The 19,306-nt window shown below is 70.1% G+C and carries 21 protein-coding genes; 7 read left to right on the top strand and 14 right to left on the bottom strand.

Annotated elements, in window-relative coordinates; all coding sequences use genetic code 11:
- Nucleotide 1 precedes the first annotated feature (1 nt).
- Nucleotides 2-991, top strand: coding sequence for a hypothetical protein (locus BLQ77_RS00190; protein WP_131821969.1), 990 nt, complete (start codon nt 2-4; stop codon nt 989-991).
- Between the two features lie 88 nt (nt 992-1,079).
- Here the strand turns inward: BLQ77_RS00190 and BLQ77_RS00185 are convergent, their stop codons facing one another.
- Nucleotides 1,080-1,409, bottom strand: coding sequence for a DUF6280 family protein (locus BLQ77_RS00185; RefSeq protein WP_040383876.1), 330 nt, complete (start codon nt 1,407-1,409; stop codon nt 1,080-1,082).
- Nucleotides 1,410-1,626: 217 nt separating this feature from the next.
- Between BLQ77_RS00185 and efp the strand changes: the two genes are divergently transcribed.
- Both efp and BLQ77_RS00175 read left to right on the top strand, forming a co-directional pair.
- A complete protein-coding gene (efp, locus tag BLQ77_RS00180) occupies nt 1,627-2,190 on the top strand; it encodes an elongation factor P (protein WP_008884739.1) in 564 nt (187 codons plus the stop codon).
- A 93-nt stretch (nt 2,191-2,283) separates the two neighbouring features.
- Nucleotides 2,284-2,751 (top strand): GNAT family N-acetyltransferase, encoded by a 468-nt coding sequence (locus tag BLQ77_RS00175; protein ID WP_089954021.1) that lies wholly within the window; start codon nt 2,284-2,286, stop codon nt 2,749-2,751.
- 32 nt (nt 2,752-2,783) lie between these two features.
- Here BLQ77_RS00175 and BLQ77_RS00170 read toward each other — a convergent pair whose 3' ends face one another.
- From BLQ77_RS00170 to BLQ77_RS00155, 4 genes are all read right to left on the bottom strand, one after another.
- Nucleotides 2,784-3,581: a fructosamine kinase family protein gene (locus BLQ77_RS00170; protein WP_089954019.1), complete on the bottom strand. Its 798-nt coding sequence runs from the start codon at nt 3,579-3,581 to the stop codon at nt 2,784-2,786.
- The gene (gene ygfZ / locus BLQ77_RS00165; RefSeq protein WP_089954016.1) at nt 3,578-4,312 is read right to left on the bottom strand and encodes a CAF17-like 4Fe-4S cluster assembly/insertion protein YgfZ; all 735 of its coding nucleotides are present in this window, start codon (nt 4,310-4,312) and stop codon (nt 3,578-3,580) included. The genes BLQ77_RS00170 and ygfZ overlap by 4 nt, the downstream gene beginning before the upstream one ends.
- A 65-nt stretch (nt 4,313-4,377) precedes the next feature.
- Entirely contained in the window at nt 4,378-6,126 is a 1,749-nt protein-coding gene (locus BLQ77_RS00160) for an ABC transporter ATP-binding protein (RefSeq protein WP_089954014.1), read from the bottom strand.
- The gene (locus tag BLQ77_RS00155; protein ID WP_008885122.1) at nt 6,123-6,818 is read right to left on the bottom strand and encodes a phosphatase domain-containing protein; all 696 of its coding nucleotides are present in this window, start codon (nt 6,816-6,818) and stop codon (nt 6,123-6,125) included. Before BLQ77_RS00155 ends, BLQ77_RS00160 begins: the two co-directional genes overlap by 4 nt.
- Before the next feature lie 141 nt (nt 6,819-6,959).
- Between BLQ77_RS00155 and BLQ77_RS00150 the strand changes: the two genes are divergently transcribed.
- Nucleotides 6,960-8,156: a pyridoxal-phosphate-dependent aminotransferase family protein gene (locus BLQ77_RS00150; protein WP_089954012.1), complete on the top strand. Its 1,197-nt coding sequence runs from the start codon at nt 6,960-6,962 to the stop codon at nt 8,154-8,156.
- A 70-nt stretch (nt 8,157-8,226) separates the two neighbouring features.
- Here the strand turns inward: BLQ77_RS00150 and BLQ77_RS00145 are convergent, their stop codons facing one another.
- The 3 genes from BLQ77_RS00145 to BLQ77_RS00135 form a co-directional block, all read right to left on the bottom strand.
- A complete protein-coding gene (locus BLQ77_RS00145) occupies nt 8,227-8,430 on the bottom strand; it encodes a hypothetical protein (protein ID WP_008886262.1) in 204 nt (67 codons plus the stop codon).
- Between the two features lie 118 nt (nt 8,431-8,548).
- Nucleotides 8,549-9,664 carry a pyridoxal phosphate-dependent aminotransferase gene (locus tag BLQ77_RS00140; RefSeq protein WP_089954008.1) on the bottom strand — a complete coding sequence of 372 codons (1,116 nt, stop codon included), beginning with the start codon at nt 9,662-9,664 and terminating at the stop codon, nt 8,549-8,551.
- Between the two features lie 374 nt (nt 9,665-10,038).
- Nucleotides 10,039-10,368: a DnaJ family domain-containing protein gene (locus BLQ77_RS00135; RefSeq protein ID WP_089954006.1), complete on the bottom strand. Its 330-nt coding sequence runs from the start codon at nt 10,366-10,368 to the stop codon at nt 10,039-10,041.
- A gap of 111 nt (nt 10,369-10,479) precedes the next feature.
- Between BLQ77_RS00135 and BLQ77_RS00130 the strand changes: the two genes are divergently transcribed.
- Entirely contained in the window at nt 10,480-11,766 is a 1,287-nt protein-coding gene (locus tag BLQ77_RS00130; RefSeq protein WP_089954002.1) for a lipoprotein-releasing ABC transporter permease subunit, read from the top strand.
- Nucleotides 11,759-12,442: an ABC transporter ATP-binding protein gene (locus BLQ77_RS00125; RefSeq protein WP_089953999.1), complete on the top strand. Its 684-nt coding sequence runs from the start codon at nt 11,759-11,761 to the stop codon at nt 12,440-12,442. The genes BLQ77_RS00130 and BLQ77_RS00125 overlap by 8 nt, the downstream gene beginning before the upstream one ends.
- Before the next feature lie 22 nt (nt 12,443-12,464).
- Here BLQ77_RS00125 and BLQ77_RS00120 read toward each other — a convergent pair whose 3' ends face one another.
- Complete coding sequence (locus BLQ77_RS00120) at nt 12,465-12,803, bottom strand: ArsR/SmtB family transcription factor (RefSeq protein WP_089953996.1); 339 nt, start codon at nt 12,801-12,803, stop codon at nt 12,465-12,467.
- 134 nt (nt 12,804-12,937) lie between these two features.
- Between BLQ77_RS00120 and arsB the strand changes: the two genes are divergently transcribed.
- Entirely contained in the window at nt 12,938-13,990 is a 1,053-nt protein-coding gene (gene arsB / locus BLQ77_RS00115; RefSeq protein WP_089953991.1) for an ACR3 family arsenite efflux transporter, read from the top strand.
- Nucleotides 13,991-13,992: 2 nt separating this feature from the next.
- On the opposite strand, the gene BLQ77_RS00110 is transcribed toward arsB, so the two are convergent.
- Genes BLQ77_RS00110 through BLQ77_RS00090 form a run of 5 tightly spaced genes read right to left on the bottom strand, consistent with a single transcriptional unit; the run spans nt 13,993 to nt 19,259 of the window.
- Complete coding sequence (locus tag BLQ77_RS00110) at nt 13,993-15,261, bottom strand: BatD family protein (RefSeq protein WP_089953989.1); 1,269 nt, start codon at nt 15,259-15,261, stop codon at nt 13,993-13,995.
- The gene (locus BLQ77_RS00105) at nt 15,258-16,790 is read right to left on the bottom strand and encodes a VWA domain-containing protein (RefSeq protein WP_089953987.1); all 1,533 of its coding nucleotides are present in this window, start codon (nt 16,788-16,790) and stop codon (nt 15,258-15,260) included. The genes BLQ77_RS00110 and BLQ77_RS00105 overlap by 4 nt, the downstream gene beginning before the upstream one ends.
- On the bottom strand, nt 16,787-17,791 hold the full coding sequence (locus tag BLQ77_RS00100; RefSeq protein WP_089953984.1) for a VWA domain-containing protein: 1,005 nt from the start codon (nt 17,789-17,791) through the stop codon (nt 16,787-16,789). Before BLQ77_RS00100 ends, BLQ77_RS00105 begins: the two co-directional genes overlap by 4 nt.
- A complete protein-coding gene (locus tag BLQ77_RS00095) occupies nt 17,788-18,285 on the bottom strand; it encodes a DUF4381 domain-containing protein (protein WP_089953982.1) in 498 nt (165 codons plus the stop codon). Before BLQ77_RS00095 ends, BLQ77_RS00100 begins: the two co-directional genes overlap by 4 nt.
- Nucleotides 18,282-19,259 (bottom strand): DUF58 domain-containing protein, encoded by a 978-nt coding sequence (locus tag BLQ77_RS00090; RefSeq protein WP_089953979.1) that lies wholly within the window; start codon nt 19,257-19,259, stop codon nt 18,282-18,284. The genes BLQ77_RS00095 and BLQ77_RS00090 overlap by 4 nt, the downstream gene beginning before the upstream one ends.
- Nucleotides 19,260-19,306 lie beyond the last annotated feature (47 nt).

The raw sequence follows: 19,306 nt of genomic DNA, 5'->3' as shown, positions 1-19,306 counted from the left end.
AATGTCAGACCCAGTGACGAATGTGGAAATCGAGGACGTACTGTCCTCCATCCGGCGGCTCGTCTCCGAGGACGCCCGCCCGAAGCTGCGGGATGAGCCTGCCAAAGCCGCCAAAGAGCCCGACAACCGGCAGGGCAAGCCGGAGCGGCTCGTGCTCACCCCGGCGCTGCGCGTGCCGGACGCGGAGCTGTCCGGCGAGACGCCGCCCCCCGCTCGCGATGGCGGCCCGATCCTGCTGACCCACCCGACGCTCGTGCTCTCCGAGCCGGTCGTGGCGGGAGCGCGGCAGGTGCCGGTCCCGCCGGTGGAACCCGACTACGTCGAGGACGGCGACGACACCGAGGGGCTGTTCGACAGCTTCGTCGAGGAAGAGGTCGCCCGCACCCTCGCGGCAGAGTTCGATGCCGCGGGCTTCGGCATCGACGAGTTCGAGATGCACTCGGGTCGCAGCTTCCCGGCCGCCGAGCCCGAAGAGGCCACGGGGGCCGAGCCTGAGGTCGAGGACAGTGAGACCGGCAGTCGTCCAGAGGCCGACGTCGCTGAAGCCCCCGCACAGGCCGCGGACACGCCCGAGCGTGGCCTCGCCGGCAAGATCGCCGCGCTCGAGGAGCTCATCGCGCGCAACCGCCCCGCGCCCGCCGAGCCGGGCGAGGGCGACGCTGCCTTCGTGCACCGCGCGCAGGAGCCGCTGGAGTGGGAAGACCACGACCGCAAGCTCGCGGAGCCGCAGCGCGAGACCGAGGCCACGGTGCTGCGCGGCCCCGAATGGCGCGGCACGCCCCGGCCCGGCAACGACGATACGGCCCTGCCGCAAACCCGGCCCGAGGGCGGCGCCGTGGCGCTTGTCGACGAGGAGATGGTGCGCGGCATGGTGTCGGACATGATCCGGCAGGAGCTGCAGGGCGCGCTTGGTGAGCGGATCACCCGCAACGTCCGCAAGCTCGTGCGCCGTGAGATCCACCGCATGGCGATGAGCAAGGACTACGAATAACGTCGCGTCAAAAAACGCCGCGCAAAACGAAAGGCGCGCCCGGGGAGACGGGCGCGCCTTTCATGCATTCTGACGTAGCGTTCTGGGGTCAGGCGGCTTCGGCGCGATCTGCCGATGCTGCGGCGTGACGACGCTCGCTCTCTTCGCGCGACAGCGCGACCGAGGTGCGCACACCCTTTCCGACAAATTCCATCAGGCCCGACACGACTCGTTCGTTCGGGTCGATACCGGCACAGCTGAGAACCTCGCGTCCATCGCGCGAGCGCGCCCAACGGGCGATCTGTTCCGGGCCATTGCCGTATTTCTTGTCATCGGCGATCGCGTCGTCGAGCGCAGCCAGCACCACCGCTGCAAAGAGCTTCCGCGCACGGTTGCCCTGTTCTGCATTGAACGCAGTGCTATCCACGAAATCTTTCATGATTCGACCTTTGATTATTGCTCTTGTCTTTTCCGGCGTGAGTGGCGTTATGGACCATTCCGTTTGATTCGGATACATCTGTAACGCAAGGCACCGTTGACGCTGGCGCATAGCTCACTTTCCGGGCATTCCGTATTTCGTTGTCTTGCACGGGCAGGACGACAGAGATATAGGAGCCGGCAAACGTTCATCAACCTTTTGCCAAAGTTTAGCCCTGATGCCCAAGATCAACGGTAACGAAATTCGCCCCGGTAACGTGCTGGAGCATGACGGTGGCCTCTGGGCTGCCGTGAAGGTCGACCACGTGAAGCCCGGCAAGGGTGGTGCCTTCGCACAGGTCGAAATGAAGAACCTGCGCAACGGCTCCAAGCTGAACGAGCGTTTCCGGTCCGCCGACAAGGTCGAGCGCGTGCGGCTCGAGCAGAAGGACATGCAGTTCCTCTACGAAGACGGCGGCCAGCTGATCTTCATGGACACCGAGACCTACGAGCAGGTGCAGCTGCCCGCCGACATCCTCGGCGAGCGTCGCCCGTTCCTGCAGGACGGCATGACCATCGTGGTCGAATTCCACGAGGAAGAGGCGCTGAACGCGACCCTGCCGCAGAAGGTCACCTGCAAGATCGTCGAGACCGAGCCGGTCGTCAAAGGTCAGACCGCCGCAAACAGCTTCAAGCCCGCCGTGCTCGACAACGGCGTGCGGGTGCTCGTGCCGCCCTTCGTCGGGCAGGACGAGGACATCATCGTGAACACTGAAACCATGGAGTATTCGGAACGCGCATAACCCGCGCGCCGACCACTTTGTCCCCGTGCGATCCGGGGGCGACATTTTCAGAACAGCAAGGGCCTCCGGCGCAAAGCCTAGGAGGCCCTTTTCATGATCGACTCATTCCTCGACACCGACCTGCCGCACGTGGCTTCGCTGCTGCGCGGGCTCAATGCGCTGCACGTGCAGCAGGTCCCGCACCGCTTCCACGATGACGCGGACCCCGAGACGCTCGAGGCGTTCGTCGCCACGCTGATGGAGCAGGGGGGCCGGATCCTCGTCTACCGCGCCGAGGGGGTGCCGCGCGGCTACCTGCTGTGGAAGCTCCGCGATATTCCCGCCAGCGCGGTCGAGCGGGGGCGACGGGTCGCGGTGCTCGAACATATCGCGGTGGCTCCGTCCTGGCGCCGGCGCGGCATTGCCCGGCGGCTGGTTGAGCGCTTCGAGACCGGGATCCGTTCCGAGGGCTGCGAAGGCTGGGTCACCACGGTGCATTCCTTCAACGGCGCCTCGGCGGCGCTGATGCGACGGGCAGGCGCAAGGCCCGCGGTCGAGCTGCTAGAGAAGCAGCTCGTCTGAGGGAGACGGGGGACGGGCAGGGCGCGCGGGGATCAGATCCCCGCGGCCAGGAGCAGCCGTGCCACCATGCTCTGGTAGCCCGCGCCGAAGAGCCGGAAATGCACCAGCGCCGGGAACAGCTGGTAGATCGCGCGACGTTCGGCGCGACCCGGTTCCTCGGGGCCGTAGCTCTGCCAGAAGGCTTTGGGCGGCGCGCCGAAGAGCTCGAGCATGGCAAGGTCGACCTCGGCGTGGCCGTGGTAGCAGGCCGGGTCGATCATCCAGCCGTCCCCGGCCCCGAAGAGCGTGTTGCCGGTCCAGAGGTCGCCGTGCAGCAGCGCGGGCGAGGGGCGGGCTGGCAGGCGCTCGGGCAGGGCACGGGCCAGCGCCTCGAGCCGGCGCGCCAGCGCCATGGGCAGGCGCGGCAGGAAGGGCAGCAGCCGCCGCCGCGCCCAGAACTCGGGCCAGTCCGCCATCGTCTCGTTGGCGATGGGCACGGGGCCGAAGCCGTAATCTTCGGGCCAGCCATAGGCGGTGCCGGTGCAGTTGTGCAGCGTGCGCAACCCGCGCCCCAGCGCCTCCCAGCCCTCGGGCGAGGCGGTGCCCTCGTCGAGCCACTCAAGGCAGAGCAGGTCGCCCGCCTGGTGAAGCACCCGCGGCACCGGGGCACCTGCGGTGGCCATGGCCGCCAGCATCCGCGCCTCGGTGTCCACGCGCGGCCCGCGCTTGACCGCCATCGAGCGGCCGTCGGCGAAGGTGATCCGCAGCACCTCGGAGAGGTCGCCGCCGTGCAGCGGCGCGGTGGCGGTGACATCGGCGCCGAACACCCGGGCGAGTGCCTCGACGCTCATGGCGCGAACCGGACAACCGCGTCGCCCGCGGTCATCTCGTCCCCGGCGCGGTCGAAGCGCAGATGCGCGATGCCGCGGCCCTCGGCCTGCGTGTAGAGCACGCCCGCAGCCTTTTCGCCCGCGGTGATCTCGCTGCCCACCGGTGCCGCACCGTTAACCTCGACCGTCACCAGCCCCTTGCGCAGTTCGACCTTGTGCTTCATCCGCGCCGTCACTTCCTGACCGACATAGCAACCCTTGCGGAAGTCGACGCCGTGCAGGCGCTCGAACCCGGCCTCGAGGATGAAGGTGTCTGGCGTCAGCTCGATGCCGCTCTCGGGCACGCAGGCGGCGACGCGCAGCGCGTCCCAGTCGGCGCTCTCGTCGGGGCGGCCGTCATAGGCGCGCCATCCCATGCGCGGGTCGCGCGGGTCGGCGTAGGCGCCCTCGGGCGCGGGGCCGGGACCGCGGGCGACCGTGATGTCGGTCTCGGTGATCGTGACCTTGGCGCGCAGCTTGTACATCGTAAGCGCCTTGGCCAGCCCTTCGTAGAGCCCCTCGGCCACGTCGACCAGGATGTCCTCGCCATCGGGGACGAGGAAGAAATCGGCGCGATACTTGCCCTGTGGGGTGAGCAGCGCTGCATAGACCAGCCCGTCCTTCAACAGGGCGACATCGTTGGTCACGAGCCCCTGCAGGAAGTGTTCGGTGTCCGGCCCGCTGACCCGCAGGACCTTGCGTGTGTCGCTCATGGCACTCTCCCGTCTGTTCCCTCGCAGCTTAAAGCGGCTTGGCGGGAGTTGCGAGTGGGGGCCGGTCAGCTTTCCGCGAACTGCATGGCATGAAGTCGCGCATAGGCGCCGTTGCGCTCAAGAAGGGCATCGTGCGTGCCTTCCTCGACGACTCGGCCCTGATCCATGACCACGATCTTGTCGGCGTGGCGCACGGTCGAGAGGCGGTGCGCGATCACGAGGGTCGTGCGGCCTTGGGCCAGCCGGTCGAGCGCGGCCTGCACCACTGCCTCGGACTGCACGTCGAGGGCCGAGGTGGCCTCGTCGAGCAGCAGGATCGGCGTATCGCGCAGGATGGCGCGGGCGATGGCGACGCGCTGGCGCTGGCCGCCCGACAGCGACGAGCCGCGGGGACCCACCTGCGCGTCGAGCCCGCCCTCGAGCCGGGGCAGGAAGTCGGCCACATGCGCCGCTTCGAGCACCTGTTCGAGACGTTCCTCGGTCACGTCCTTGCGGCCGAGCAGGATGTTGTCGCGCAGGGATTCGTCGAACAGCAACGCTTCCTGGCTGACCACAGAGAACAAGCCGCGCAGGTCCGAGAGGCGCATGTCCTGCACCGGGACGCCGCCGATCTCGACCCGGCCGCCCTCGGGGTCGACGAGGCGGGTGAGCAGGTTGAAGACCGTGGACTTGCCGGCGCCCGAAGCGCCCACCAGCGCCGTGGTCTTGCGGGCCTCGGCCACGAAGCTCGCGCCGCGCAGCACCGGCTGGTCGCCGTAACGCAGGGTGACGTTGTCGAGCACGACCTCGGGCACGGCCTCGGGCGCGGGGCGGGGGGAAGGCGGATCGCGCAGGTCCGGAACGGTGTCCAGAAGCTCCTTCAGGCGCTCGATCGAGGCGGCGGCGATCTGCCAGCTGCCGCTGACCGCACCCAGCCTGCGCAGCGGCTCGAAGGCCAGCGCGATGGCGGTGAAGAAGGCCATGAAATCGCCGACGGTCTTGGTGCCGGCGATGATCTCGCTGCCGCCGTAGAACAACACGCCGAGGAAGCCGATGCCCGCCATAATGTCGATGAGTCCGGGAATCGAGCTCTGCCCCAGCGCCGAGCGGGTCTCGGCCGTGATCCGGTCGTCGGTCAGCTTGCGATAGCGCGCCGCCTGATAGTCTTCGAGCCGGTTGAGCTTGACCGGGACGATGCCGTGGAACACCTCGTTGAGCCGCACCGACAGCCCTGCCGCGATGTCGCGCGCCTTGCGGGCATTGCCACGCACGTAACGCTGCACGAGGATCGAAGGCAGCACCATGAGCGGGGCCCCGACGAGCGCCACCAGCGTCCAGTGCCAGTCGATTCCCAGCGCCACGGCGAAAAGTGAGACCAGCGCGATGACGTCACGCCCGGCGCCGGTGATGATGATGCGCCAGACCTTGCTGATCTGGCCCACGTCGCCCTCGACCCGCTGCATCAGGTAGCCCGGCCCGTGGGCCTGGTGGAAACTGCCGTCGAGGGTCATCAGGTGGCGCAGCAGGTCGTTGCGGATGTCGCCCACGGTCTCTTCCGAGATCCGGGTCAGCAGCACCTTCTGCACCACACTCGCTGTGGCGCGCACCAGGAAGCTGCCGAAGATCACCAGCCCGACCCACCACAGCGCGCCGGCGTTGCCACCAACGAAGACCTGGTCGAACATCGGCTTCATCATGTAGCTGAGCAGCCCGAACATCGAGCCTTCGATCGCCATGAAGATCAGCGCGATGGCCAGCAGCCAGCGATGCTTCCAGAGGTATCCCCACCAGAGCCAGACGAAGAGCCCCTTCGCGTTGGGCGGCGCCTTGGTCACGCCAGCTCTTCCGGCGGGCGCTTGGCGTCGAAGCCCGCCTGCAGTTTCCGGGCGTCGTATTCGGTGGCGATCCAGTCCTCGAAGCCGATGGGCTCGCGCCGGTTGCGCGCCGCGTATGTGTCGAGGATGTAGCCCTGGATCCCGGTCTTGGTGAATTCCAGGTGGATGTACTTCAGCCCGAGTTGCTTGCGTGCCTCTTCGACCGGCACGCCCTCGAACACCATCAGGTAGACCGCCGAGGCAAAGCCCGCGCGGTCGGCGCCGGACTTGCAGTGGAACATCATCGGACGCTCGACGGTGCGCATGGTCTCGATCAGATGCAGGATGCGGGCGCGCTTGGGCGCCATCCGGGCCCAGAGTTTGGCGTGCTCGAGCTTGAGCCCGAGCGCCTCGCAGCTCTCCTTCTCGAAGAGGTAGTGCGAGAATTTCTCCTCGCCGCGCAGGGTGATGACCGTCTTGATCCCCATCTTGGCATATTTCTCGAACCGCCGGTGGGTGGGGTGGTTCGACCGCCAGACGCCGGGCGCGATCTCCCAGAAGTTCGTCCAAACCGTGCGCAGCCAGGCGTGGTCGAACAGATGGTAATGGAAAGTGGAGAGCGCCCGCGATCCCGGCGTCGAGATGTCCTTGCCGAAGGACCGGCGCAGGCGCCGCTCGGCATTCTCGATCTTTTCCCAAAGCTGCGTCAGCATGTCGTCTCCACGGAAGTCAATCGCGGGTTTAGTGACCTTGCCCCCGCGTGGCAAGCCGCGGGGCGGATTGACGCCGCCGCGACTGCGGATAGTTTGGCGCTCGGGCCGTCATTTCAAGGGGCCTGTTTCACGGAGTCTCCCATGTCGCTAGCTCACGGCCGCCCCTACCTGGCCATTCCCGGCCCGTCCGTCATGCCCGATGCAGTGTTGCGCGCCATGCACCGCGCATCGCCCAACATCTACGAGGGCGAGCTTGTCGAGATGGTGCGCGGCATGGTGCCCGACCTGAAATATGTCGCGCAGACAGAGGGGCACGTCGCCATCTACATCGCCAACGGTCACGGCGCCTGGGAGGCTGCGCTGTCGAACGTGGTGGCCGAAGGCGACCGGATCCTGGTAGCGGCCACCGGGCGGTTCGGCCATGGCTGGGCGGACATGGCGACGGGTCTCGGCATCGAGCCGCAGGTGATCGAATTCGGCCGCAAGGGGCCGCTGGACCCGGCCCGAATCGCCGAGGCGCTGGCCGCCGACACCGAACACGCGCTGAAGGCGGTGCTGGTGACCCACGTGGACACCGCGACCTCGGTCCGCAACGACGTCGCCGCGGTGCGCCGCGTGCTCGACGAGACCGGCCACCCGGCGCTGCTGATGGTGGACTGTATCGCCTCGCTCGGCTGCGACCGCTTCGAGATGGACGCCTGGGGCGCCGACGTGATGGTGGCGGGCTCGCAGAAGGGCCTGATGGTGCCTCCGGGCATGGCCTTCGTCTTCTTCAACGACCGCGCGGCCGAGCGCCGGGCCGCGATGAAGCGGGTCAGCCGCTACTGGGACTGGACGCCGCGCGCGACCCCCGAGTTCTTCTACCAGTATTTCGGCGGCACCGCGCCCGCGCATCATCTGTACGGGCTGCGCGTCGCGCTCGACATGATCCGCGAGGAGGGGCTCGAGGCGATCTGGAGGCGGCACGAGACGCTGGCCCGTGCGGTCTGGGCGGCGGTCGACGTCTGGGGCTCGGAAGGGCCGATGTCGATGAACATCGCCGATCCGGCGCTGCGCAGCCACGCAGTGTCGGCGCTGCGCATCGGGGCGCCCTACGGCGCGCAGCTGCGGGAATGGACCGACAGCCGCGCCGGGCTGACGCTGGGCATCGGCCTCGGCATGTCCGAGCCCGACGATCCCGCCGGCACCGGCTTCTTCCGGATCGGGCACATGGGCCACGTCAACGCGCACATGATCCTCGGTGCGCTCGGCGTGATCGAGGCGGGGCTTCAGGCGCTCGGCGTGCCGCATGGCCGCGGAGGTGTCGCGGCGGCGGCGGAGGTGATCGGCGGCGCCTGACCGTTTGCCGGGGCCGGGTGCGCGCGAACACGCGTCGCGGGCGGGGAGGACCTGCCCGCGACGTCGCCGCTCAGCGGTCCGGGGCGGTGGCGTCGCGCTTGATGCGGTCGTCGAGCATGGTGATCAGGTGATTGACGCCGACGCCGGCGATGGCCACGGCACCCAGCCCCCAGTGCACCCAGATCACGCCGAAGATCCACAGCATGTTGATGAAGATGAAGAAGAGCGCTGAGCTGGTGTAGTCCGGTGCCGGTTGGCGGGTCTGGTCGTCCATGACGGGGCATCCTCGCGAAAGGGAACGGGGTCCGAAGGCGCGCGACGCGCGGACCCTACGTGACGAGCCTTGCCGCGGAAGCCTTTCGGAAGGGTAACTCCCGAGGCTCCGAATTCGTTCAATCCGTTGCTTCGCGCAGCTCCGCCAGCGCCTCGGGAAGCGCCTCGGCGAGGATGTCGAGATCCGCCTCGGTGCCGGCGCTGATGCGGATGCAGCGGTCCTGCGGTGCCACGAAGGGCATGCGCACGAAGACGCCGCGCCGGGCCAGCGCCTGCAGCACGGCACGGGCATGGGGGCCGTCCTTGCCGCAGTCGACCGCGACGAAATTGGTGGCCGAGGGCAAGGCGCTCAGCCCGTTGTCGGCGGCGATCCGGGCGATGCGTTCGCGCGCTGCCGAGACCTTGCCACGCACCTCGTCGAGCCATGCGTCGTCGCACAGCGCCGCCAGCGCGCCGGCCTGTGCCGCGCGGTTCATGGCGAAGTGGTTTCGGATTTTGTCGAAGGCGCCGATCAGCGGCGCGTCACCGAAGGCGTAGCCCACCCGCGCGCCGGCCATGCCATAGGCCTTGGAGAAGGTGCGGAAGCGGACGACGCGGGGATGGTCGATCGCGATGACGGGCGCCGTGCCCTCGGGGGCGAACTCGATATAGGCCTCGTCGAGCGCCAGCACGCAGCCCTCGGGCAAGAGCGGCAGCGCCTCCTCGATGGCCTGGCCCGGGTGGCAGCTTCCCATCGGGTTGTCGGGATTGGCGAGGTAGACGATCTTGGCGTCGACCTCGGCCGCCCGCGCGAAGAGCGCCGCGATGTCCTCGGCGTCGTCGCGGTAGGGGACCTTGTGCAGCACGCCGCCGAAGCCGGAGACGTGGAAATTGAAGGTCGGATAGGCGCCGTCCGAAGTCACCACCGCGTCGCCGGGCGAGACCAGCAGACGCACGAGATAGCCCAGCAGCCCGTCGATGCCTTCGCCGAAGACGATGTTGGCAGGGCCGCAACCGAGTCGTCCCGCCAGTTCGGTCTTGAGCGCGAGATGGCTGGGGTCGGCATATTTCCAGATCTCCGCATCGGCCGCCCGCATGGCCTCGACGGCGCGGGGCGAGGGGCCGAAGACGCTCTCGTTGGCGCCGAGCCGTGCGCGGAAGGCAAAGCCCTGCGCGCGCTCGAGTTCCTCGGGCCCCACGAAGGGCACGGTTGCGGGAAGGCTGGCGATGAGGTCGGGAAAGCGCGGTCCTGTCATGGAGGAAATCCCTACTGCGCCGGTGCTTAGGCGGTCAAGCGCAATGGCAGGTGATGGGGGCCGAGCGGGGCAGATCGGTTGCGGCGGGGGTGTGGGAAGGGGAGAGGGAGGCTGCGCCCGGTGGGGATGGAAGAGGGGCTCTGCCCCGTCTGCCTGCGGCAGACTCCCCGGAGTTTATTTGGCAAGATGAAGGGCGGGGATCGCGCTTGGCAGGCGGACCTTGTCGTTGGTGGGAAGGGGAGAGGGGGGTTGCGCCGGGTGGTGAGGGAACAGGCGCTCTGCCCCGTCTGCCCGCGGCAGACTCCCCGGCGTTTGCTTGGAAAGTTGGAGGGTGGGGCGCGCGCCGTGTCGGCGGGCCCTGTCGCGGGGCGGGGTCAGCGCAAAAACTTGCGGCGGGCGTCGCGGGCGATCTCGTGGCGCATCTGCAGGTCGGCGATGCGGGCCATGTGGCGTTTCTTCTCGGCGGGATCGCTGGCGGCCTGCCAGTCGGTGCGGGCGGCGTCGAGCTGGGCCTTGAGCCGGATCTCCTCGGGCAGGGCGCCGGCCTCGGCCATCATCCGGAAGCCCACCGCCTCGCCCGCGTCGAGATGCGCCTCGGCGGAGCGGTCGGGCAGCGGTTTGCCCTCGCCCTCGAGGCCCGAGAGCTTGCCCTCGGCTTCGGCCTTGCGGATCTGCCGTTCGGTGAGTCGGGTCCAGCGCAACATGGCGCGAGTATATCGGCGTGCCGCTCGTTTTCAACGGGCTTTGCCTTGACCGCATGGGGGAGACGCGCCAGTTTCCGCCGCGAGCAGATGAACCGAAAGGCGCCGTCCCGCATGGCCAGCACACCGCCCCCCTTCGCCCCCTTCGAGTGGATGATCGCCTGGCGCTATCTCCGCGCCCGCCGCGCCGAGGGCGGGGTCAGCGTGATGACCTGGATCAGCCTCGTGGGCATCACCCTCGCGGTCTTCGCGCTGATCGCCACGCTGTCGGTGCGCTCGGGCTTCCGGGCCGAGTTCGTCGACACCATCCTCGGCGCCAACGCCCACGTGACCGTCTACGCCCAGAGCCGCGAGGACGAGTTCGGCCGGGTGGTGCGCACCTTCCCCGATTACACCCAGCGCGCCGAGCGGGTGGCGGAGGTGCCGGGGGTGACCCGCGTGGCGCCGCTGGTGAAGGGGCAGGTCATGGGCACCGCCAACGGCCGCAACGCCGGGGTCGAGGTCTTCGGCATCGCCGCCGACGACCTTGCCGCCATCCCGCGCATCGCCGATCCCGAGACCGGGCAGGGCGACATCGCGCGCTTCGACGAGGGCATCGCCATCGGTTCGGGCGTGGCGCGCGAGCTTGGCGTCGGCGTCGGCGACGAGGTGCGGCTGATCTCGCCCGACGGGGTGAAGACCGCCTTCGGGGTGTCGCCGCGGGTGGTGAGCTACGAGGTCGTCTACATCTTCACCGCCGGGCGCTACGACATCGACCGGACCCGCGCCTACATGCCCTTCGAGGAGGCGCAGCTCTATTTCAACCGCGAGGGTGTCGCCGACGAGCTCGAGGTGATGACCGAGGACCCGGAGCATGTCGAGGACATCGCGCTCGGCGTGCAGCAGGCGGCCGGGCAGGGCGCGCTGATCTGGACCTGGCAGGATGCGTCGGGGGCGTTTCTCCGGGCGCTCGAGGTCGAGGACAACGTGATGTTCGTGATCCTCTCGGTGCTGGTGCTGATCGCCACCATGAACATCGTCTCGGGGCTGATCATGCTGGTCAAGAACAAGGGGCGCGACATCGGCATCCTGCGCACCATGGGGCTGACCGAGGGCTCGGTGCTGCGGGTGTTCTTCATCTGCGGCGCCTTCACCGGGGTGCTGGGCACGCTGCTGGGGGTGATCCTCGGCTGTCTCTTCGCCATCTACATCGATCCGATCTTCTCGTTCGTGAACTACGTCGCGGGTGGCGGGGTCTGGGATCCGGCGGTGCGCGGCATCTACTCGCTGCCCGCCAAGCTGCAATTCGGCGACGTGCTCAGCGCCATGGCGCTCTCGCTCGGGCTGTCCTTCGTCGTGACGATCTTTCCCGCCCGCCGTGCGGCGCGGATGAACCCCGTGGAGGCGCTGCGCTATGAATGAGGAAATCCTGCGCCTTGAGGGCATCGAGAAACGCTACAACCCCGGCCGTCCCAACGAGGTGGCCGTGCTGCGCGGCGCGGACCTGACCGTCGGTCGCGGCGAGGTCGTGGCGCTGGTGGCGCCCTCCGGGGCGGGCAAGTCGACGCTGCTGCACATCGCGGGCCTGCTGGACACCGCCGACCGGGGCGAGGTCGCCATCGCGGGAGAGGCGCTGGGGGCGGCCTCGGACCGGCGCCGCACCATCCTGCGGCGGCAGGAGGTGGGGTTCGTCTACCAGTTCCACCACCTGTTGCCCGAGTTCACCGCGCTCGAGAACATCGTGCTGCCGCAGCTCGCCAACGGCACCGCCCGCGCGGCCGCGGAAGAGCGCGCCCGGGCGCTGCTTGCCAGCGTCGGCGTCGAGAGCCGGGCCGAGCATCGGCCGGCGGCGCTGTCGGGGGGCGAGCAGCAGCGGGTGGCCTTCTGCCGGGCCATGGCCAACACGCCGAAGCTGCTGCTGGCGGACGAGCCTACGGGGAATCTCGATCCCGCAACCTCTGACACGGTGTTCGGGGCGCTGATGAGCCTCGTGCGCGAGACCGGGCTCTGCGCGGTGATCGCGACGCACAACCTCGAGCTGGCCTCGCGCATGGACCGTCAGGTGCGGCTGGACGAGGGACGGCTGGTGCCGGTCTGATCCGGCCCGGGGCCCCGCGGCGTCAGCAGGCGTCGCGGTCGGGCAGCAGCGCCGAGAGGTCGAGACACTCGGTGCCGGTGCCCTTGCAGCAATCGCGCAGCAGGAAGGTGACGAGCCCGCTCACCGTGTCGAGGTTCGCCGCGTAGAGGATCTCGCGCTGCTGCCGGGTGGCGCGGACGAGCCCGGCGCGCCTGAGCGTGGCGAGATGGCCCGACAGCGTCGAGGGCTTGGCGCCGAGCAGCCGTGCCACCTCCATCGCCGGCGTTCCCCCGGGGCCGCGGGTGACCAGCAGCTGGAAGATCGACAGCCGCGTGTCGTGGGCGAGGGCCGAGAAGGCGTCGATGGCGGTGGTCTTGTTCATATTTCGATCCTGCCCGAAATGACGAAACTTGACAAGCGGAGGGGGCGTCGGCTAGCTGAGTTCTCACTTCGGGAATCCCCGAAATGACGAAACATCAGCGAGCGTCCGTCGCCGCCCGCCCGTGAGGTTCCGCCATGTCCGACGCATCCTGCACCGCGCCCGCCCCGATGGGCCGCTTCGAACGGTTCCTGACGCTCTGGGTCGCGCTGGCGATGGTGGGCGGCATCGCGCTCGGGCTGGTGGCGCCGGGCTTGATGGGGGCGGTTGCCGCGGCCGAGGTGGCGTCGATCAACCTCGTGGTGGCGGTGCTGATCTGGGCCATGGTCTACCCGATGATGGTGGGCGTCGATTTCGGCGCCGTCGCCGGGGTGGCGCGACAGCCCAAGGGGCTGCTGGTGACGCTTGCGGTGAACTGGCTGGTCAAGCCCTTCACCATGGCGCTGCTGGCGGTGCTGTTCTTCGACCGTGTCTTCGCGCCGTGGATCGCGCCCGAGGATGCGGCGCAATACACGGCCGGGCTGATCCTGCTGGGCGCCGCGCCCTGCACCGCCATGGTCTTCGTGTGGTCGCAGCTCACCCGGGGCGACGCCACCTACACGCTGGTGCAGGTGTCGGTGAACGACCTCATCATGGTGGTGGCCTTCGCGCCCATCGTGGCCTTCCTGCTGGGCGTGACCGAGATCACCGTGCCGTGGAGCACGCTGGTGCTGGCCACCGTGCTTTACGTGCTGCTGCCGCTGCTCGCCGGGCTTCTGACGCGCCGGCTGCTGGGCTCGGAGGCGGCCATCGCGGCGTTCTCAGCGCGGGTGAAGCCGCTCTCGATGGTGGGGCTCGTGGCGACCGTGGCGATCCTCTTCGGGCTGCAGGGTGAGGTGATCCTTGCGCGGCCGCTGGTGATCGCGCTGATCGCGGTGCCGATCCTGATCCAGAGCTACGGCATCTTCGCGCTGGCCTATGGCGCGGCATGGGTCCTGAAAGTGCCGCACCGGATCGCGGCGCCCTGCGCGATGATCGGCACGTCGAACTTCTTCGAGCTGGCGGTCGCCGTCGCGATCTCGCTCTTCGGGCTGAACTCTGGCGCGGCGCTGGCCACGGTGGTGGGCGTTCTGGTCGAGGTCCCGGTGATGCTGTCGCTGGTGGCCTTCGCCAACCGCACCCGGGCGCGGTTCCCCGAAAACCCGCGCTGACCCTAGCCCGCGTGGCCCGGGTTGAGCGGGGGCAGGGGCGACGTGTCGCGATGCCGCCGCAGCCTGCCGCGCGCCTCGCTCAGCGCCGTGTCAAGCGCTGCCCAGGAGGCTGGGGCCTTGGTTTCGCCCCTGCCATAGCACGCCGCCCCGAGCGCCAGCAGGGCGTTCTGTACCGCCGGCGTGCGGCGCGGGTCGGCGCCGTCGCAGCGTGAGGCCCAGAGGTCGAGCGCCGGGCGCAGCGCCGCGTCGTCGCGCCGGGCCACCGCCTGCGAGAGCTGTTGCCAGGCGTGGGCCTCTGAGGCCAGTATCCGGGCCCTGTGCTCTTCGCGACGGAGGGCAAGCACCGGCAGTGCCCGCCGCAGCAGTGCGATCACCACCGCCAGCCCCACCACGACGGCCAGCCCAAGAAGCAGGAGGCGGCGCAGGTCGAGCGGCGCGGCGCCCGTTGCCCGAGGTCCGTCCACCTGCAGCGTGACCGGTCCGACCGAGGCGGTCTTCACGGTGCCGTCGTCGATGTCGTACCACTGCAGATCGACGGCCGGGACGGTGCCGCCGCCGCCGGCCTCGGCCACGTAGGTCACGCTTTCGGTGCGGGTGCCGCTCAGCACGCCGCGGTCGTCCGTCTCGGCCAGCTGCGGCTCGTCGGGATAGGCCGCCAACCCCTCGAGCGCGACCCGAGGCAGCAGCGGCGGCAGGAACATCGGCGAGACGCCCTCGACCCCGGCGACCAGCCGCAGCGACAGGCTGTCGCCGGGCTCCATGGCCTCGGGCGTGCCCTCGATCTCCTGCGTCAGCACCAGATCCGAGGCGGCGAGGAACGGGTCGAGCCCCTCGGCCCCCTCGGGCAGGATGCCGGAGAAGACGATGGCCCCGGTCGTCAGGGTAGCGGTCAGATCGTCGAGGCCCTCGGGGTTGCGATAGGTGATCCGCACCTGCTGCGGCGGCAGGGTGAAGTCGCCCGGCACCATCGGCGCGATGCGGTAGCGGCGGGTGATCCCGGACCATGTCTCGCCGTTCACCCGCTTCGAGGTCGGATTGGTGGAGCCCTCGGGCAGCCGCACGATCAGGTTCGGCGCCTCGAAGCCCGGCCACTGCGGCGGCTTCGGCATGAAGGTCGGCACCAGCACCGTGAGACGCAGGTTCAGGAACTGGCCGGGGATGGCCTCGGTCTCGGGGAACTCCACCAGAAGCTCCGGGGCGAGCGCCTCCTCCTGCGCCGCAAGCCGCAGCGGCAGGAGCAGGGCAAGCACGAGAAGCGCTGCGCGGATCATGGCTCTGTGCCCTCCTGCGGGGGCGCTGGCTGCGACGCCTCCAGCGCGAAGCGCAGCCGCAGGAACTCGTCGGTGCGGCTGTCCACCGTGGTCATCCACTGGTCTGCGGTGAGCATCGCGGCGCCCGCCGTCGCGGGGCGCTCGGTCTCCTCGCCGCTGCCGCTTTCGTTGTCGTAGACCTCTTCGTCGGCACCGATGCCTGTGTCCTCACCGGTGTCGGATCCTTCCTGAAGCGTCTCGATGTAGGAGACGATGCGCTTGGCGGTCGCGAGGTTCTCGGCAGCGCCGGGGTAGTCCGGGTCGCGTGCGAGGGCGGTCTCGAAGGCGCGCACGCCGTCGCGGTAGCTCTGCGACTTGATCTGCGCGATGCCCTGAACCATCGCCGCCTGCGCGGTCTCGACCCGGTCGAGCACCTCGATGGCGGCCTTGTACTGGCCGTCCTTGTAAAGCGCATAGCCGCGCCAGAGCGGATCGGTGAACAGCTCGGCGGCGCGCTCGTAGTCGCGTTTCTCGTAGGCGAGCCGGCCCTGCTGGTCCGGCGTCAGGAACCAGTCGGCGATGCCCTCGGCGCGGGCACCCTCGGCGCCGGGCAGCAGCGCCAGCGCGGCCAGCACGGCCCACCGCATGGTCCAGCCGCGGCGGAACCAGAGCAGCAGGATCAGCGCCGCGGGCCAGGCCAGCCAGTGGGCGCGGTCGTCCCACGGCTGCTCGGATTCCTCGAGCCGGGCGCGGCGGTAGGCGGCGTTCAGCAGCGCGTCCAGCTGGCGCACGTCGCCCGCATCCGCCGTTACCGTCACCACCGGCACCGACAGGGAGTCGATGCCCCGGTCGCGCGTGCCCTCGGGCAGCATCGCCAGCACCGCCACCGGCTGCGGGCTGGCGTTCAGCGCCGCGACGTCCGCCGCGTCGATGCCGTCGCTCACGAAGAGGATGCCGCCGGTGCTGGCCTCGGAGGCCAGAAGCGATTGCGCGAGCTGCAGCGCCTCGGCGGCGCGGGCGCCCTCGCGCGGCATGACCTGCGGCGAGAGGCCTTCAAGATAGGGGACCATGACCTGCGGATCCTCGGTCATCGGCAGCACCGCGTGGGCGGTGCCGGCATAGGCCACCAGCGCGGTGCGCGCGCCGGCCCGCAGGTCAAGGAAATCACGGATCTTCTGCTTGCCACGCTCGAGCCGCGTGGGCGCGACGTCGCTGGCCTCCATGCTGTCGGTGACCTCGAGCACGACCACGGCGGGGGCGGACTGGGCGGCGAAGGGGTCGGGCTGGCGCGACCACGTGGGCCCGGCGGCGCCGATGGCCGCGAGCACCAGCATCAGGGCGACGCTGTCCACCGGCGCCAGCCTGCGCCGGCCGCGGCGCCCGACGGTGAGCGCCTCGCGCAGGTGGGGGGCGATGGCCTCGGCCAGCATCGGCTTGCGCCGGTCGGCGCGGCGCACCGACCACCAGAGCAGCAGCACCAGCGGGATCAGCAGCAGCCAGAGCGGGCGCAGGAAGCGGAAGGCCTCGAGGACGAACGCCAGATCGCTCATGCCGCCGCCCCGCTGTCGCGCCGCGCCCGGCGGTGCCCGAGACGCAGCCGCAGGAAGGCCAGCGAGGCAAGGCCCACCAGCGCGGCAAGACCCAGCGGCAGCCACGACAGCGACCGGCGCGGGCGGAACGAAAGCGTCTCGGTCTCGCGCGGGGCGAGCGCGTCGATGCGCTCGTAGACCGCGGTCAGCGCGGCCTCGTCGGCGGCGAAGAAATAAGCGCCGCCGGTGCGGTCGGCGATGGCGCGCAGCGTGTCGAGGTCGACGCGGTTCTCGCCGGTGGCATCGGGATCGCCGACGCCCACTGTGAAGATCTCGACGTCGCGCCCGGCGGCGATCTCGGCGGCGTTGACCGGGTCCATCCGGCTGGCGGTGTCGGACCCGTCAGACAGCAGGATCAGCAGGCGCTGGTCGATCTCGCTGCTTTCGAAGGTGCGGATGGCGAGGCCGATGGAATCGCCGAGCGCCGTGTGCGGCCCGGCCATGCCGACCTCGGTCCGGTCGAGCAGGGCGAGGATGGCGTCGAGATCGGCGGTCAGCGGCGCCTGCAGGTAGGCCGCCGAACCGAAGACGATCAGTGCCATGCGGTCGCCGTCCCGGCCCTCGACGAAGCCGCGCACCACGTCGCGCACCCCGGCGAGGCGTTGCTTGCGGGTGCCGTCGGGGGCGGTGAAATCGCGGCTGTCCATGGAGCCCGAGATGTCGATGGCGAGCACCACGTCGCGCGCGGCAGTCTCGATGGTGACCGGCGCGCCAAGCCGCTCGGGACGGGCCAGTGCCAGCACAACGAGGACCCAGCAGAGCGACGCCGCGATCACCGAGACCTTCGGACGCGACAGCACCACGGCACCGGCGCGGGGTTCTGCGCCCGCGGCCTCGGCGATGCGGCGGAAGAAGGGAAAGCGCAGGGCGTCCTCCTGCTCGCGGTGGGGCGGGAACAGCTTCCAGACCAGCAGCGGCAGCGGCAGCAGGAGCAGCATCCAGGGCGCGGCGAGCTGGATCATGACGGCGCCCCCGCGACAGGGGGCCCGGCGCGGTGGCTGCGCAGCCAGCGGCCTGCGGCGGCGCGCAGCTCGGGCGAGGGCGCGGTCCCGGTGTCGCGATAGGTGGCGCGGCGCAGTTCCTCGCCCGCGGCGGCAGGAAATTCGCCCTTGCCGGTGCGGTCGAGGAAGCGGGTCCAGTCGGCACCCGCGAGCGCCGCGACCTCGGTGCGCGGCCACGCGGCCAGCGCGGCGCGGCGCAGGATCTCGGCGAGCTCGGCGGTGGTGGCGGCGGTGCCGAGATCGGCCAGCGCGGCGCGGCGGTAGGCGTTGGCACGGCGCTGCGCCAGCCAGCGCCAGAGCCCCCAGGCCACAAGGGCCAGCAGCAGCACTGCGAGCGCCGCCCAGCCCCATGTCTGCGGCGTCAGCGGCACCGGAACGGGCGGCGCCGGCTCGACCAGCAGGTCGATGAGCGCGACGAGGCTTTCGGCGGTTTCCGGGGCGTCCTCGTCGGTCATCGCGGCCCGAGCCCCAGCAGGCGGCGCATCTGCGGCAGGGTCTCTTCTCCGGCGGAGAGCGGCAGGATCGCGACGCCGAAGCGGCGCTGCCAGTCGAGCACCTCGCGGATCCGGCCGCGTGACATCTCGGCCAGCCCCTGCCGGGCGCCGGCGGATCCCGTGTCGATCTCGGCCTGCAGCGCGCCGTCGGTGACGATGAGGCGCAGGCCCGGGGGCAGCTCGCCCGCGCTGGGATCGGTGACCGGCACGAGGATCAGGTCGTTGTGCCGTGACAGCGCCGCCACCACGCGCTCGGTCTCGGCGTCGATGCCGTCGAAATCGCTCAGCACCACGATCAGGTGGTTGCGCCGGGCGATGTGCGCCACCGAGCGCAGCACCTGCGTGAGCCCGATGGGCGTCACGTTGGGGGCCTCGGCGTGCAGCAGCGCGCTGGCATCGGCCAGCGCGGTGAGGAAGCGGTTGAGCGCTGCGCGGCTGCGCTGCGGACGGATCTCGGCCAGCACCTCGTCGCCGAAGACGATGCCGCCCACCCGGTCGCCCTGGTCCAGGATGCGGAAGGCGGTCATCGCGGCGGCCTCGGCGGCGGTCACCGACTTCATGTTGTGCCGCGTGCCGAAGAACATCGACATGCGCTGGTCGACCACCAGCAGGGCAGGGCGGTCGCGCTCCTCGGTCATCACCCGAACGTGCGGCGCGCCGGTGCGGGCGGTGACCTTCCAGTCGATGGCGCGCACGTCGTCGCCGGGCAGGTAGTCGCGCAGCTCCTCGAAGTTGAGCCCGCGCCCGCGCAGCCGCGAGGCATGGCGGCCGTTCAGCACCGATTGCGCCGGCTGGCGCGGCAGGAAGCTGAGCCCGCGCGCCGGACCCTCGAGGCTGCGCAGATGCGCGAGACTCGTGTGGATGCGCGGATCCTCCGACACCTGCCGGGCCTTCGGCAGGGTTCCGGTGCGGATGCGGGCGGCGCGGTCCTTCATCTTCTCCCCCCTTCAGGTGGTCGGGCCAGCGGTCGGGTCAACCGCCG

This window comes from Salipiger thiooxidans (assembly GCF_900102075.1).
Classification (GTDB): Bacteria; Pseudomonadota; Alphaproteobacteria; order Rhodobacterales; family Rhodobacteraceae; genus Salipiger; species Salipiger thiooxidans.
The sequence above is the reverse complement of the archived record's forward strand: the minus strand, read 5'-3'. Positions and strand labels throughout refer to the sequence as shown.